14 protein-coding genes and 1 other annotated feature are annotated in these 14,197 nt (G+C 59.4%); of the genes, 6 read left to right on the top strand and 8 right to left on the bottom strand.

Annotation, left to right across the window (positions count from 1 at the left end; translation table 11 throughout):
• From thrB to GT753_RS15000, 4 genes are all read right to left on the bottom strand, one after another.
• Positions 1–930: a homoserine kinase gene (gene thrB, locus GT753_RS15015; RefSeq protein ID WP_004932993.1), complete on the bottom strand. Its 930-nt coding sequence runs from the start codon at positions 928–930 to the stop codon at positions 1–3.
• A 1-nt stretch (position 931) separates the two neighbouring features.
• Entirely contained in the window at positions 932–3,391 is a 2,460-nt protein-coding gene (gene thrA, locus GT753_RS15010) for a bifunctional aspartate kinase/homoserine dehydrogenase I (RefSeq protein ID WP_160125730.1), read from the bottom strand.
• 24 nt (positions 3,392–3,415) lie between these two features.
• Positions 3,416–3,533 (bottom strand) — a sequence feature (Thr leader region).
• A complete protein-coding gene (thrL, locus tag GT753_RS15005; protein ID WP_086581142.1) occupies positions 3,472–3,540 on the bottom strand; it encodes a thr operon leader peptide in 69 nt (22 codons plus the stop codon). (Overlaps the previous feature by 62 nt.)
• A gap of 212 nt (positions 3,541–3,752) precedes the next feature.
• Positions 3,753–4,439: a tRNA/rRNA methyltransferase gene (locus tag GT753_RS15000; protein WP_004933000.1), complete on the bottom strand. Its 687-nt coding sequence runs from the start codon at positions 4,437–4,439 to the stop codon at positions 3,753–3,755.
• A 629-nt stretch (positions 4,440–5,068) separates the two neighbouring features.
• Here GT753_RS15000 and arcA point away from each other — a divergent pair.
• On the top strand, positions 5,069–5,785 hold the full coding sequence (gene arcA / locus GT753_RS14995; protein WP_004933003.1) for a two-component system response regulator ArcA: 717 nt from the start codon (positions 5,069–5,071) through the stop codon (positions 5,783–5,785).
• Between the two features lie 51 nt (positions 5,786–5,836).
• On the opposite strand, the gene creA is transcribed toward arcA, so the two are convergent.
• On the bottom strand, positions 5,837–6,316 hold the full coding sequence (gene creA, locus GT753_RS14990) for a protein CreA (RefSeq protein WP_004933005.1): 480 nt from the start codon (positions 6,314–6,316) through the stop codon (positions 5,837–5,839).
• Positions 6,317–6,658: 342 nt separating this feature from the next.
• Here creA and robA point away from each other — a divergent pair, with 342 nt between their 5' ends.
• Positions 6,659–7,528, top strand: coding sequence for an MDR efflux pump AcrAB transcriptional activator RobA (robA, locus tag GT753_RS14985; RefSeq protein ID WP_015376605.1), 870 nt, complete (start codon positions 6,659–6,661; stop codon positions 7,526–7,528).
• Here the strand turns inward: robA and gpmB are convergent.
• Positions 7,525–8,172, bottom strand: a complete 648-nt coding sequence (gpmB, locus tag GT753_RS14980) for a 2,3-diphosphoglycerate-dependent phosphoglycerate mutase GpmB (protein ID WP_004933012.1) — start codon at positions 8,170–8,172, stop codon at positions 7,525–7,527. The genes robA and gpmB overlap by 4 nt on opposite strands.
• 101 nt (positions 8,173–8,273) lie before the next feature.
• Between gpmB and yjjX the strand changes: the two genes are divergently transcribed.
• Complete coding sequence (gene yjjX / locus GT753_RS14975; protein WP_004933015.1) at positions 8,274–8,792, top strand: inosine/xanthosine triphosphatase; 519 nt, start codon at positions 8,274–8,276, stop codon at positions 8,790–8,792.
• Between the two features lie 11 nt (positions 8,793–8,803).
• Here yjjX and trpR read toward each other — a convergent pair whose 3' ends face one another.
• Together trpR and sltY are read right to left on the bottom strand one after the other, a co-directional pair.
• The gene (gene trpR / locus GT753_RS14970) at positions 8,804–9,133 is read right to left on the bottom strand and encodes a trp operon repressor (protein WP_004933017.1); all 330 of its coding nucleotides are present in this window, start codon (positions 9,131–9,133) and stop codon (positions 8,804–8,806) included.
• Between the two features lie 54 nt (positions 9,134–9,187).
• Positions 9,188–11,116, bottom strand: a complete 1,929-nt coding sequence (sltY, locus tag GT753_RS14965; RefSeq protein WP_015376604.1) for a murein transglycosylase — start codon at positions 11,114–11,116, stop codon at positions 9,188–9,190.
• A 638-nt stretch (positions 11,117–11,754) separates the two neighbouring features.
• Here sltY and GT753_RS14960 point away from each other — a divergent pair.
• The 3 genes from GT753_RS14960 to GT753_RS14950 are packed head-to-tail and all read left to right on the top strand — an operon-like array spanning position 11,755 to position 14,140.
• Positions 11,755–12,360: a YfiR family protein gene (locus tag GT753_RS14960; RefSeq protein WP_015376603.1), complete on the top strand. Its 606-nt coding sequence runs from the start codon at positions 11,755–11,757 to the stop codon at positions 12,358–12,360.
• Positions 12,357–13,604 carry a diguanylate cyclase domain-containing protein gene (locus tag GT753_RS14955; protein ID WP_004933026.1) on the top strand — a complete coding sequence of 416 codons (1,248 nt, stop codon included), beginning with the start codon at positions 12,357–12,359 and terminating at the stop codon, positions 13,602–13,604. The genes GT753_RS14960 and GT753_RS14955 overlap by 4 nt, the downstream gene beginning before the upstream one ends.
• Before the next feature lie 38 nt (positions 13,605–13,642).
• Positions 13,643–14,140, top strand: coding sequence for an OmpA family protein (locus GT753_RS14950; RefSeq protein WP_015376601.1), 498 nt, complete (start codon positions 13,643–13,645; stop codon positions 14,138–14,140).
• Positions 14,141–14,197 lie beyond the last annotated feature (57 nt).

Genomic DNA, 14,197 nt, shown 5'->3' with positions numbered 1-14,197 from the left:
TTATCCCAGTAGTCGAGCGCCTGCGGTATCCAGACGGCAAATATGAACAAAACCTTCGTCGTTTTGCAGATAGTGTTGTTGCAGCCAGGCGGCCATGCGTTGCGCGGTGGCGCCGTCGTTGCAGACGGCGAACAGCGTCGGGCCGGAGCCGGAGATGCCGCAGGCCAGCGCGCCTATCTCCTGCGCCGCCTTGCGCGCTTCGGCGAAGCCCGGCAGCAGCCGGGTGCGGTACGGCTCGGCGATCACGTCCTGCATTAATTTGGCGGCCAGCTGCGGCTGCCGGGTGTGGCAGGCGTGAATAAAGCCGGCCAGATAGCGGCCGTGGCTGATGCAATCCTGACGGCGGTACTGCGCGGGTAAAATGGCGCGCGCTTCGGCGGTGGAGACCTTGATGCCCGGATAGGCCATAACCCACAGCCAATCGTCAAAGCACGGCACTTCCTGGCTGATAATGCCTTCTTCTTCCAGCATCAGCTGCAGGCCGCCCAGATAGCAGGGCGCCACGTTGTCGTAATGCACGCTGCCGGAAATGCGGCCTTCCAGCTCGCCCATCAGACCGAGCAGCGTCGTCTTATCCAGCGGGCGATCGCAAAATTCGTTCATCGCCATCAGCCCGGCCACCACCGAACAAGCGCTGGAGCCCAGCCCCGATCCGATCGGCATGTTCTTTTCCAGCCGCATCGCCACCGGCACTTCGCGGCCGATCTCCTGGCAGAAACGCTCCCAGCATTGATAAACGATGTTCTCTTTCGGCTCGGCCGGCAGCTTGCTGACGAAGCGCCCGGCGTTTTGCAGACTGAACGTCTCGGCGGCTTCCACGCTGACGCAGTCGCCCAGCAGCGTGCCGTCGATCGGCGAAACCGCCGCGCCCAGCACATCAAAACCGACGCTGACGTTACCGATCGAGGCCGGTGCATACACCTTAACCATATTAAACTCCCAACTTCCATGACAGTGTGCGCAGCAGATCGGCGAACACGCCCGCTGCGGTCACATCGTTACCGGCGCCGTAGCCGCGCAGCACCAGCGGCAGCGGCTGATAATAACGGCTGTAGAAGGCCAGCGCGTTCTCGCCGTTCTTCACTTTATACAACGGATCGTTGCCGTCCACCGCCTCGATGCGCACCTTACAGCGCCCTTCGTCGATCAGGCCGACATAGCGCAGCACCTTGCCTTGCTCGGCGGCATTGGCCACGTTGCGCGCGAACTCTTTATCCAGTTCCGGCAGCCGCGCCAGGAAATGCTCCACGTCGCCCGACGCGTCGAAGGACGGCGGCAGCACCGGCTCGACCTCGATATCGCTCAGCTCCAGCTTGTAACCGGCTTCGCGCGCCAGGATCAGCAGCTTGCGCGCCACGTCCATACCGGACAGATCGTCGCGCGGATCCGGCTCGGTGTAGCCATTGGCTCTGGCCTGCAGAGTCGCCGCCGACAGCGACAGCCCTTCATCCAGCTTGCCAAAAATAAAGGACAGCGAACCGGACAGGATGCCGGAGAAACGCACCAGCTCATCGCCGGCGTTCAGCAGGTTTTGCAGGTTCTCGATCACCGGCAGACCGGCGCCGACGTTGGTGTCGTAGAGGAACTTGCGGTGCGAACCAGCGGCGGCGGCGCGCAGTTGCTGATAATAGTTCATCGACGAGGTGTTGGCCTTTTTGTTCGGCGTTACCACATGGAAGCCGTCCGCCAGGAAGTCCACATACTGATCGGCCACCGCCTGGCTGGAGGTACAGTCGACGATCACCGGGTTCAGCAGGTGATACTCCTTCACCAGCCGGATCAGGCGGCCGAGATTGAACGGCTCCTGCGCGCCGGCCAGCTCGTCCCGCCAGCTGTCCAGCGCGATGCCGTGCACGTTGGTCAGCATCACGCGCGAGTTGGCGATGCCGCACACCCGCAGGTCGATATGTTTTTGCTTCAGCCACGGCTGCTGGCGGTAGATCTGCTCGATCAGCGCCCCGCCGACGCCGCCGACGCCGATGACGAACACTTCGATCACCTGATCGGTGTTGAACAGCATCTGGTGGCTGACGCGCACGCCGGTGGTGGCGGAATCATTGCTGACCACCACCGAGATTGAACGCTCGGAAGAGCCCTGGGCGATGGCGACGATATTGATGTTGGCGCGCGCCAGCGCGGAGAAGAAGCGCGCTGAAATGCCACGCAGGGTGCGCATGCCGTCGCCGACTACCGAGATGATCGCCAGGCGCTCCATGACGTCCAGCGGATCCAGCACGCCATCTTTCAATTCCAGATAGAACTCCTCCTCCAGCGCGCGGCGGGCGCGCTGCAGTTCGCCCTGCGGCACGCAGAAGCTGATGCTGTATTCGGAAGAGGATTGGGTGATCAACACCACCGAAATGCCGGCGCGCGACATCACGGCGAACACCCGTGCGGCCATACCGACCATGCCTTTCATGCCCGGGCCGGAGACGTTGATCATCGCCATGTTATTCAGGTTGGTGATGCCTTTCACCGGCATATCGGCATCGGTGCTGTCTTTGCCGATCAGCGTGCCGGGAGCCTGCGGGTTGGAGGTGTTTTTTATCAGGCAAGGAATTTGGAATTGGGCAATCGGCGTGATGGTGCGAGGGTGCAGCACTTTGGCGCCGAAATAGGAAAGCTCCATCGCCTCCTGGTACGACATCGATTTCAGCAGCCTGGCGTCCGGCACGGTGCGCGGATCGCAGGTATACACGCCGTCGACGTCGGTCCAGATTTCGCAACAGTCGGCACGCAGGCAGGCGGCCAGCACCGCGGCGGAATAGTCGGAGCCGTTGCGGCCCAGTACCACCAGCTCACCCTTGTCGTTACCGGCGGTGAAACCGGCCATCAGCACGATGTGGTTGGCCGGGATCGCCGCGGCGGCGATGCGCAGCGTGGACTCGGCGATATCCACGGTAGACTCCAGGTAGTGGCCCTGCGCCAGCAGTTTCTCCACCGGGTTGATCACCGTGACCGGATAACCCTTGGCGCGGAACACCCCTTCCATGATGGCGATGGAGAGCTTTTCGCCGCGGCAGATGATCGCCGCGTTGACGCTGTCCGGGCACTGACCCAACAGCGAGACCCCGTGCAACACCTGTTTGAGCTGCGCGAACTCCTGATCGACCACGCCTTTCAAACGATCGTATTCAAAGCCCGGCAGCGCCTGCGCCAGGCCGCTCAGCAGGTCGGCAAAGATCCGCTCGGCGTCGCTGATATTCGGCAGAATGTCCTGGCCCGCCACCGTTTTGTCGATCATTGCCACCAGATGGTTGGTGATCTTTGCGGGGGCGGACAAGACCGTGGCTACCTGTCCCTGACGCGCATTACTCTCCATGATGTCGGCGACGCGCAGAAAACGTTCTGCATTCGCCACCGAGGTTCCGCCAAATTTCAGCACTCGCATGTGTGATCTCTCCGAATTTAAGCCGAAAAAAAAGCCCGCACTGATTAGGTGCGGGCTTTTTTCTGTGTTTCCTGTGCGCGTCAGCCCGCCCCGTTACCTGTGGTATCGGTGGTGGTAATAATTGTGGTTTTCAGGCTGATGTTGCGCATGTTGTCTGTCTGTCTCATGAAATACTCTGTCCCCTCTATTGGTTAAAGCAATCGCTATCCCAAGTCAAACTATTTCTTTTTTTTGCTTATTTTCCGTTCAGCGGCGGTAATGCGCGATGCAACAGGTGAAAAGCAAAATGACAGAACAAAAAAACAACTTAAAGCCTATTTACTAGTGGATCACGCTGGGTAACCGTCTGATGGAGCCGCTATCACTTGGCGAGTTTTTTTTCGATATCGTGCAGCAGCGTATGCAGCATCGCCGTATCTCGCTGTTGCAGCGCGCCGAGGCGCTGGTGCAGCCAGTCGCGCAATTTTTGGTCATCGCCGACCTCCAACGCGTTCAACAAGGCATCGGCGCGGCGGCGCAGCGCCTTGAGCTGCCCTTCCGACGCCGCCGTTTCCTGCGGTGTACTGACACCCATCAGGCTCGCCAGCTGGTAGCAGTAAACCATCACCGCCTGGCCCAGGTTAAGCGACGGATAGTCCGCCTGCATCGGCACGCCGGTCAGCAAGTCCGCCAGCGCCAGCTCTTCGTTGGTCAGGCCGGAATCTTCGCGGCCGAACACCAGCGCGGCCTGGCCGACCCACTGCTTACGCTCGCTCAGCTGTTCCAGCAGTTCGGGCGGCGTACAGTAGTAGTGAAAGCGCGCGCGGCTGCGGGCGGTGGTGGCGACGGTAAAATCCACGCCCGCCAGCGCCTGTTCCAGCGTGGCGAACGTTTGCACGCCGTCGAGGATCTCACCGGCACCGTGCGCCACCCAGCGCGCCGCCGGCTGCAGGTGCGCTTCGCTGTCGACGATGCGCAACGACGTGAAGCCCATGGTTTTCATCGCGCGCGCCGCCGCGCCGACATTTTCCGGCCGCGCCGGAGCCACTAAAACAATATGAAGCTGCATGACTCTTCCACCGAAGGCGGGCCTGCGTTTTTGACGATGGCGCAGCGCCCGCTTATATTTACAATTACGCAACAATAAACGCGTTAATAGCAACAAACAAGATTAAACGGCTCGTTGAACTAATAAACCCGTCGTAATAGTCATTATTCGCGCTTATGTTTTACTGCTTTTATTTATCAATAAGTTAAAACAATGCGATGATCAATAAGCGAATAATTGTATCCTATCGTGCCGGAGAATGCTGAATCGTTCACAGAATTTGAGGTTCTGTGACTTAAACTGGCATTTCTGTAAGTGTTTTTCACAAATCTGTTAACGTGCTACAATTGAATTTGATATATGTCAACAAAGCGTAGTTTTGTTGGGTGATGAATTCGGCACGCGCTGTTATATTGCTGTTAATGGGGTTAGGATATGCGCCGTTTCGGCACCCAAGGGGTTGTAGGGAACAGCATCCCCACCAGGCTAGCGATCTTGTTGACATGAGATGGAAAGTGCATCAAGAACGAGTTTACGTACTTTAGTCATTTGCTGAGAGGGAACGTGGCGCTATCTCTGCCCTCCTCTAAGAAAACAAAGACTTCTGTACTTCCGATTTTCTATTTTGTTGGCAATTTTAGGTAGCAAATATGCAGACCCCGCACATTCTGATTGTCGAAGACGAGTTAGTCACTCGTAACACCCTGAAGAGCATTTTCGAGGCGGAAGGCTACATTGTTCATGAAGCCAATGATGGTGCAGAGATGCACAATATCCTGTCTGAAAATGATATCAATCTGGTCATCATGGACATCAACCTGCCAGGCAAAAACGGCCTGCTGTTGGCGCGCGAACTGCGTGAACAGGCCAGCGTAGCCTTGATGTTCCTGACCGGTCGCGATAACGAAGTGGACAAAATCCTCGGCCTGGAAATCGGCGCCGACGATTACATCACCAAGCCGTTCAACCCGCGTGAGCTGACCATCCGCGCGCGCAACCTGCTGTCGCGCACCATGAACCTGGGCAGCCTCGGCGAAGAGCGCCGTCTGGTCGAGAGCTACAAGTTCAACGGGTGGGAGCTGGACATCAACAGCCGCTCTTTGATCAGCCCGGCCGGCGAACAGTACAAGCTGCCGCGCAGCGAATTCCGCGCCATGCTGCACTTCTGCGAAAACCCGGGCAAGATCCAGTCGCGCGGCGAACTGCTGAAGAAAATGACCGGCCGCGAGCTGAAGCCGCATGACCGCACCGTGGACGTCACTATCCGTCGCATTCGCAAACACTTCGAATCGACGCCGGATACGCCGGAAATCATCGCCACCATTCACGGCGAAGGCTACCGCTTCTGCGGCGATCTGGAAGAGTAATTCCGGCCTGCCGTCATGAAAACGGGGTTCAGCATGCTGAACCCCGTTTTTTTATTTCGTCTCAGCCCATGGCATGATCGGCACCGCGCTCAACGCGTTCTTCGGCGAACCGTCGATCACCTTGTCGGAGTAGCTCAGGTAAATCAACGAATTGCGCTTGGCGTCATAGAAGCGCACCACCTGCAACTTCTTGAACACCAGCGAGGTGCGTTTCTGGAACACCACATCGCCTTCCGCCTTGCCGTTTTTGATCTTGTCGCTCAGCTCGATAGGCCCCACCTGCTGGCAGGAAATGGCCGCGTCGGCGGTGTCTTCCGCCAGCCCCAAGCCGCCTTTGATGCCGCCGGTTTTGGCGCGGCTGATATAACAAGTTACATTTTTAACATCCGGATCGTCGAACGCTTCCACTACGATTTTGTGGTCTGGCCCCAACAATTTAAACACCGTATCAACGGAGCCCACCTGCTCCGCCTGCGCGCTGCCAACGGTTGCGCAAACCAAACCGAATAAAAATATCCAGCTTTTTTTCATTTACTTAACTCCGGTATAACCTTGCCGCAAAAATAGGTTCGGCGGTCGCCATTATTTATGTCTAAGCTCACGGAATCGGTTTTTTACGGGTCCGCACCGTCCGTTTTAGCACAGAGCGTGACAAAAATCTTTGAGAGTCGCGGAGTAAAAAAATTGCTATGATGCGGCGTCGTTATTTCTTTGCGCCCACTACGGTGTACCCCAATCCAACTCTGGCGCGGCATGCGCAGCAGAGGCAAAGAGTGCAACGCATAATGGCTCATGGATCGGTCTGATAGCGCAGCACCAGCGTGACGAATCAACAGTTCGGGTTCCTACCCCCAAGCTTTACGAGGAAGATCTATGGATCAAGCCGGTATCATTCGTGATCTGCTTAGCTGGCTGGAAAGCCATTTGGACCAACCCTTGTCGCTGGATAACGTGGCGGCCAAGGCAGGCTACTCCAAATGGCATCTGCAACGGATGTTCAAAGATATTACCGGTAACGCCATCGGTGCTTACATCCGGGCAAGGAGGCTGTCCAAAGCCGCCGTCGCGCTGCGTTTGACCAGCCGGCCGATTTTGGATATCGCCCTGCAATATCGCTTCGACTCGCAGCAGACCTTCACGCGCGCCTTCAAAAAACAGTTTGCGCAAACGCCGGCGCTGTACCGCCGCGCCGAAGACTGGAATGCATTCGGCATCTGTCCGCCGATCCGTCTGGGAGCCTTCACCTTGCCGCAGCCGGAATTCGTCTCGCTGCCGGACAAGCAGCTGGTCGGCCTGACTCAAAGCTACTCCTGTACGCTGGAACAGATCACCACCGTGCGCACCGAACTGCGCTCACAGTTCTGGCGTCAGTTCCTCGGTGACGTCGAAACCCTGCCGCCGGTGCTGTACGGGCTGCACCACTCGCGACCGAGCCAGGAGAAGGACGACGAACAGGAAGTGCTGTACACCACGGCGCTGGAGCCGGATCAGGTGCCTGACAAGGTACAGGAAGGCCAGCCGCTGGTGTTGCCGGGCGGTGAGTTTGCGATGTTCAGCTACGAAGGGCCCACCGAGGGACTGCAAGACTTTATTCTGACGGTCTACGGCACCTGCCTGCCGGCGCTCCAGCTGACGCGCCGCAAAGGGCACGACATCGAGCGCTTCTATCCGAAAGGCGAGCGCCGTCCGCATCAGGCACCTATCGAGATCAAGTGCGATTACCTGATCCCGATTCGGCGTTAACGCTGCAGTTCGTCCAACGCGGGCATGTCCAAATGCGTGACATCGCCCGCCGTTTCCACGATCCAGCCGGAAGCCAACCACGGGCTCTGCTGGTGATCGACGCGCGACAGTGAGCAATTGCGCAAGCGCAGGCGGCGTTCCGCATAGGCCGGCAGCCCCAGCACCGTACTGATCAAACACCCCAACGCGATACCATGACTGACGAGCAGCGGCTTGCTGCCTTCAGGCAGCATCAGGCAACTCTCCAGCGCGGCGCGCATGCGCTCGCCCAGCTCCTCCATGGATTCGCCTTGAGGGATTCGACCGTCAGGAGTACCATCGACCATCTGTTTGCGCCACTGCTCTTCCTGCGGCGTCAAACTGTCGATCAGGCGTTCTTCCAGAACCCCCATGTGCAGCTCACGCAAACGCGGATCGCTAATCACTTCGCAGCCACAGGCGTCGGCGATGATCTGTGCGGTGCGGCGCGTGCGCCCCAGATCGCTGGTAATGATGTGCGTAATGCCTTCTTTGCTGACGCGCCTGGCGACCAGACGGGCCTGGTGTTCACCCATGGCGGTTAACGGGCTGTCGGACTGACCCTGGATGCGGCGAGCCGCGTTCCATTCCGTTTCGCCATGGCGAACGAGGTATACCTGTAACATTTTTGTTTTCCGTTATACTGCGTGAAATTTGCATTTATCCCCGGCCCGGTGGCGCTTTTGCCGCTGCCCGGCGTATCGGCCAGAAGGATATCAAACCCGTTATGTACCATGTTGTCGCTGCAACTACCAACCCGGCAAAGATCAAGGCTATTCAACTGGCCTTCGATGACGTCTTTGGCGCAGGCCAATACCGCATTGAATCCGTTGACGTCGCCAGCGGTGTCTCGCTGCAGCCGATAGGCAATCACGAAACCCGCACCGGCTCGCGTCAACGCGTCATGGAAGCGCGCCAGGTCAGGCCCGAGGCCGATTTTTGGGTCGGCGTGGAAGCCGGGATTGAAGAGAATATGACCTTCGCCTGGATGACCATCGAGAACCCGCACATCCGCGGCGAATCTCGCTCGGCGAGCCTGATGCTGCCGGAGGTCATCTTACAAGGTATTCGCGCCGGTCGCGAATTGGGCAGCGAAATGGCGGCGATCACCGGCAATGCCGAGGTGAAGCGCCAGGGCGGCGCCATCGGCGTCTTCACCGACGGCCGGCTGAGCCGCACCAGCGTTTATCACCAGGCGCTGCTGCTGGCGCTGGTGCCGTTTCACAACGCCATCTATCAGCAATAGCGCAAAACCTGCTAGGGCGCATCGTGCAGCAGCTGCTGCTCAAGCCACTGTTTCAGCTCGGGTGAAGCCGCTTTCAGGCTGTTCGATCCGCGGGTGATGGTGGCGATCCCCGCGCCCAGTTCATTTTTCAGCTCGCGCTGGCTCATCTCGCCGCGCATCAGTTCCTGGATGATTCGCACCCGGGTGCCCAGCGCGGTGCGCTCGTCCGGCGTCAGCATCAGCTGCAGCAGCGGTTGATGCAGTTCTTGCGCAAACGAATTCTGCAGCAGCGCGACGAAGCGCAGCCAATCCTCATTGCCTTGTTCTGAAAGAGCGGGGTCGTTTAACGATAATTGCGTCATGGCAGCCACCATACTATTTAACTAGTACAGCAGCATACCATAGGGCCGTCAAAATCAATAACGTCTCTGCCACTCGGCGTCGGTCAGCACCTTGGCCGGCCGGTGCGTCAGATAGCGGTAAAACGCATCATAGGCCAACACATTCTTGACGTAGCCGCGGGTTTCCGAGAACGGAATGCTTTCGATGAACGCCACCGGATCGATCCGCCCCGCGCTGTTGCCCAGCCAGGTGTTCACCCGCGACGGGCCGGCGTTATAGGCGGCGCTCGACAGGATGCGGTTGCGGCCGAACTGCTGATAGACCGACTCCAGATAGCTGGTGCCGATGGTGATGTTAGTCTGTGGATCGAACAGCTGGCTCGGGCCGACGTAACCGGGAATATTGAACATCTGCACCGTATGCTGCGCGGTGCGCGGCATCACCTGCATCAGGCCGGTAGCGCCAACCGGCGACTGCGCTTTCGGATTCCAGGCGCTCTCCTGACGCGCGATCGCCATCGCGTAGCTGGTGGTGATCCCCTTGTCATCGGTCGCGCGGCGGAACTCCTGCGGCCAGGCGACCGGGAAGCGCTCCTCCAGATGATCCCACAGCTTGCCGACGATGGTCGCCTGCACGCTCAGATCGGCCCATTTTTGCTCAAAGGCGTAGCGCGCCAACGCTTCTTGTTCCGGCCGGCTGCGGCTGGCGACGTAAGAGCCCCACTCGCTGCGGGCCAGGTTATCCATATTCCAGTACATCAGCTCGCGCACCCGGGCGACCTCCGGCCCGTCGACCAGCGACGTGCGCGGCTTGGCCGCCACCGCCACCATCACCGGATAAGTGGCGTTCAGCTTCTGCGCCGCGACCATCGGATAGAAGCCGCGTTCGGTCATCAGGTTACGCAACATCTCCTCGCCTTCGGCGCGTTTGCCTTCGTCCATCAGTTGACTGGCGCGCCAGTAGCGCCACTCATCCTTGTTGCGCGACTCTTCCGGCAGGCGGGCCAGCCAGGTCGCGACGCCCTGCCGATCGCCATAGCCCAACGCCATGCGTACTCGGCGCTCCAACAGCGAAGGCGAACGGCTGCGCAGAATCACCTGATCGCGCCACTGCGCCTGCTCGTAGGTAGCGTCGCTGCCCATCAGGCGCCAGGCCACCGCCTCTTCCAACCCCAGCCGTTCGTCGTCGCTCATTTTCTGCAGCCGCGCGAGCGTCGGGATCATCGCCCGCGCGTTTTCCACATCCTGCCGCGCCAGGCGTTCAAAGGCGATGCCGGTAGCGGCGCGGGTAAAGTCAGTTGGCCCCACGCTGCGGGCGAAGGCTTCCACGGTGGTCGGATCGTTTTGCAAGCGCACCAGGGCGTTGCCCATGGTCTGGTAGTCGGCCGGCAGCTGGCTATAGAGGTTGCTGACCAGCGAGCTGTTGCCTTCTTTCAGCGCCAGCTTCATGCGCGCCAGAATATCCAGCGGCGTTTGCTTGCCCGCGCCACGCCAGACGCTGAACAGACGATCGCAGGCGCCCGGCAGCGTTTTGCCGTTCAGCCACAGCTCGTCGGCGCCGCTCCAGGCCGCCTGCTGGTCGCCGGTGGCCCATTTGGCGTAGTAATAGTTGCAGCGCGCCGCCACCGGTTTGGGCGGCTGCGCGCTGAAGGCCAACAGGGTGCGCCAGTCTTCGCGCCGCGCCAGTTCATTGACGAAGCGCGGCACCAGTGATTTCGCCGGCGGCAGCGTCGGGTGGCGTTTGATAAAGTCGTTCACCTCGGAGAACCCCGCCTGGCTCAGATCCTGTGTCAGCTCGCGGTATTCCAGGTAAGGATAAAGCGGGTAATCGCGCAGCGTCGGCATCAGCTGCGCCACCACGTCCATCTGATTGCCATCCCACGCCTGTTTGATCTGCTGGTAACGCTGACGTTGCGCATCCAGAGAATCCGCCAGCGCCGCGCCTGAAAACGCCGTCAGACACAGGCCCATTGCCAACAGCCGTCGCTTGTCCACCTTGACCATCCTCGCTCTTTCCTCACTGGTTATACCGCAGGAGCCGCCCAGCTCCCCGGTGACCGCCGCACCACGGCGCCGCGGGACAAAATAAAGCCGGGCGCACGGCCCGGACGCAGATATCTACCATAGACAGCGCAATCGCTTATCCATTCAATACTGTAGAAGAAGAAGTGTATCGCCATGACGCGGGCCAGGTAAAAACGTTTACTTTGGCTGACAAATCAGGCCGGCGGGATATTTCCAGCCACCGGATTTTTATTAGCTGCCCCGGCGCTTATTGGAGAAGTAAAATACTTTTTAATTATTAGTCATCACATTATTTGATTTGTTATATGGCGCCACCGTTGCGCAAATCGCCTGACAGCGGGCTAAACGCGCCAACTTTGCAGAAAAGCGGTGGCAAACCCGGGTGGGCATTTTTATACTATCAAAAATAAGTAAGATAATTCCGAGAAAACAGCACATAAAGCGCCCAACGAAGACATCTTATAATACAATCCGCGCCAATTATGGGTTAGATAGTGTTCATTAGGCAGTGCGACTGACAGCTTTCAGCAAAACGATTGTCCCTTCAAGCGGGCCGGATTTTTCCTTGTCAGGCCACGGCCTGCGGGCAGTGGATCAGGCCGGAATGGCGGGTGAAGATGGTGAATAAGACCGCGATAGCGATGCGTTGCGCAAAAAGCCCCGAACCGGGCTTCCTTGACGCACGCCTGAATATCGGCCGCCTGCTGCTGATCGTTTTGTTGGTGCTGCTGACGTTGTCCGAGCCTGCGCACGCCGCCGCTGATCCCTATCAAAAGCGCACGCACGCCGTGACGACCGTAGTGGTAGGCATCATCAGCTACGCACGCTGGTCGCGTGAACCTAATCCGATCCGCTTGTGCGTGACCGCACCCACCCAGTATGCCGAAGGGCTGTTCGATCCGATCCTGCTGAGCGCGCCGCGTCCGATTAAAGCCGAGCGCGTGCCGTTCGATAGCCCAACGCTGAGTACCGGCTGTGATGTCATCTACTTAGGGAACATCACCGCCGCGCAGAGACAAAATTTCATGCAGCGCATTTCCGGCAACTCCATTCTCAGCATCAGCGAGAACGATAGCGAATGCTCCGCCGGCAGCGCATTTTGCCTGCAGATTGATGGGGACCAGGCCAGTTTCAAAGTCAACTTGGACGCTCTGGCGCGCAGCGGCGTGCGCGTTCACCCCAACGTGTTGCAGCTGGCACGCAAACAGGCGCCGCCGCTATGAGGCTGTTGCGTAAAAACCGCTCCGGCAATGCGCGCCCGACGCTGGGCCGAGTGCTGCAGCGGGTGCATCTTGGGCTGGCGCTGATCGCCGTCGGCACCGCCGGCATCTTTTTGACGCTGGTGGCGCTGTTTGCGCTGCGCGCCTATGCCAATCACAACCTGCACCTGATCGCGCGCTCCATCAGCTATACCGTCGAGGCCGCCGTGGTGTTTGAAGACCGCACCGCCGCGCGCGAGGCGCTGATGCTGATATCCTCCAACGAAGAGGTATCGGACGCGCGGATCCTCGACAACAACGGCAAGATGCTGGCCAACTGGCGCCATCCTACCGATGGGCCGCTGCACGGCCTGGAGCAGATCGTCGCGCACTGGGCGCTGCCCGAACCGGTCATTCTGCCTATCACCCACGAGGGCAAGCAGGTCGGCCAGGTCTGGCTGAGCGGCAACGGCGGCAGCCTGCTGCGTTTCCTGTTGCGCGGCATGGTCGGCATGATCGCCTGCCTGGTGCTCAGCACCCTGTGCGCCCTGGTGCTGTCGCGCCGCATGCTGGTCGGCATCGTCAGTTCGCTGGACGACATCGCCAACGTGGCGCATGCGGTGCGCCGCGATCGCACCTTCGGCCTGCGGGTGCCGTCGGCGCCTATCGCCGAGCTGCATGAGCTCAGCAACGATTTCAACGGCTTGCTCGACGAGCTGGAGGCCTGGCAGGCCCATCTGAAGCAAGAGAACGACTCGCTGGCTCACCGGGCGACGCACGACAGCCTGACCGGCTTGCCGAACCGCGCCTTCTTCGAAGGGCGGCTAAGCCGCGCGCTGGGCGATATCGAACCGCCGGCGAAATTGGCGGTGCTGTTTATCGACGGCGATCGCTTCAAGGAGGTGAACGACAGTTACGGCCACGCCGCAGGCGATGCGGTGCTGACCACCATTGCCGGGCGCATTCGCGCGCAGCTGCGCGAGACCGATCTGGTCGCCCGCCTGGGAGGGGACGAATTCGCCGTGCTGCTGGCGCCGGTACACAGCACGGAAGATGTCTTGCAGATCGCTGACAACATCATCGACTGCATGACGCAACCGGTCATTCTGCCGAACGACGAGGCGGTCATCACCTCTCTGAGTATCGGTATTGCGCTGTACCCTGATCACGCATCGACGCCTCAGGGTCTTTTGCACGAAGCTGACGATGCGATGTATCAGGCAAAGCATCGTTATAACGGAGGCTGGCGGCTGGCTATACATAAATAAGAGCCCCGGCTATAACACTTGAACTAGGGATTTTGACTATGATACAGCAACTTTTTAAAGGCCGTTTTTCACTGCTGACGATGATGTTCGTCGCTCTGCTGGCGCTCGCCGGCTGCCAGAGCAAACCGCAGGGCCTGACACCCGAGCAGGTCGCGCTGTTGCAATCGCAGGGCTTCAAACTGACCGATAACGGCTGGGAGTTCGGCCTGTCGGATAAGGTGCTGTTCGGCAACAACATCGGCAAACTGAACCCGGAAAGCACCGAAACGGTACAGAAGATGGGCCGTGCGCTGCTGAGCGTCGGCATCACCAAGTTCCGCCTGGACGGCCATACCGACAACTACGGTGAAGACAGCTATAACGATCAGCTCTCCCTGCGCCGCGCCGATGCGGTGGCCGATCTGCTGGCCAGCGTCGGCATTCCACGCGCCAATATCGAAACCCGCGGCATGGGCAAGCGCGATCCCGTTGCCGATAACCGCACCTCCAGCGGCCGTGCGGAAAACCGCCGCGTCGCGATCGTCGTCACGCCATAAGCCACCAATATGCGCCTTTATCGGCGCATAAACGGTTATACTTAGCGATCGCTGAGC

Origin of the sequence: Serratia sp. Z4, from assembly GCF_009900725.1 — a bacterium.
Classification (GTDB): Bacteria; Pseudomonadota; Gammaproteobacteria; order Enterobacterales; family Enterobacteriaceae; genus Serratia; species Serratia nematodiphila.
This window is presented reverse-complemented; position numbering and strand designations above follow the sequence as displayed.

Coding starts and splice junctions, on each gene's coding strand:
- thrB (WP_004932993.1), bottom strand. CDS start 930: ATGGTTAAGGTGTATGCACCGGCCTCGATCGGTAACGTCAGCGTCGGT.
- thrA (WP_160125730.1), bottom strand. CDS start 3,391: ATGCGAGTGCTGAAATTTGGCGGAACCTCGGTGGCGAATGCAGAACGT.
- GT753_RS15000 (WP_004933000.1), bottom strand. CDS start 4,439: ATGCAGCTTCATATTGTTTTAGTGGCTCCGGCGCGGCCGGAAAATGTC.
- arcA (WP_004933003.1), top strand. CDS start 5,069: ATGCAGACCCCGCACATTCTGATTGTCGAAGACGAGTTAGTCACTCGT.
- creA (WP_004933005.1), bottom strand. CDS start 6,316: ATGAAAAAAAGCTGGATATTTTTATTCGGTTTGGTTTGCGCAACCGTT.
- robA (WP_015376605.1), top strand. CDS start 6,659: ATGGATCAAGCCGGTATCATTCGTGATCTGCTTAGCTGGCTGGAAAGC.
- gpmB (WP_004933012.1), bottom strand. CDS start 8,172: ATGTTACAGGTATACCTCGTTCGCCATGGCGAAACGGAATGGAACGCG.
- yjjX (WP_004933015.1), top strand. CDS start 8,274: ATGTACCATGTTGTCGCTGCAACTACCAACCCGGCAAAGATCAAGGCT.
- trpR (WP_004933017.1), bottom strand. CDS start 9,133: ATGACGCAATTATCGTTAAACGACCCCGCTCTTTCAGAACAAGGCAAT.
- sltY (WP_015376604.1), bottom strand. CDS start 11,116: ATGGTCAAGGTGGACAAGCGACGGCTGTTGGCAATGGGCCTGTGTCTG.
- GT753_RS14960 (WP_015376603.1), top strand. CDS start 11,755: ATGGTGAATAAGACCGCGATAGCGATGCGTTGCGCAAAAAGCCCCGAA.
- GT753_RS14955 (WP_004933026.1), top strand. CDS start 12,357: ATGAGGCTGTTGCGTAAAAACCGCTCCGGCAATGCGCGCCCGACGCTG.
- GT753_RS14950 (WP_015376601.1), top strand. CDS start 13,643: ATGATACAGCAACTTTTTAAAGGCCGTTTTTCACTGCTGACGATGATG.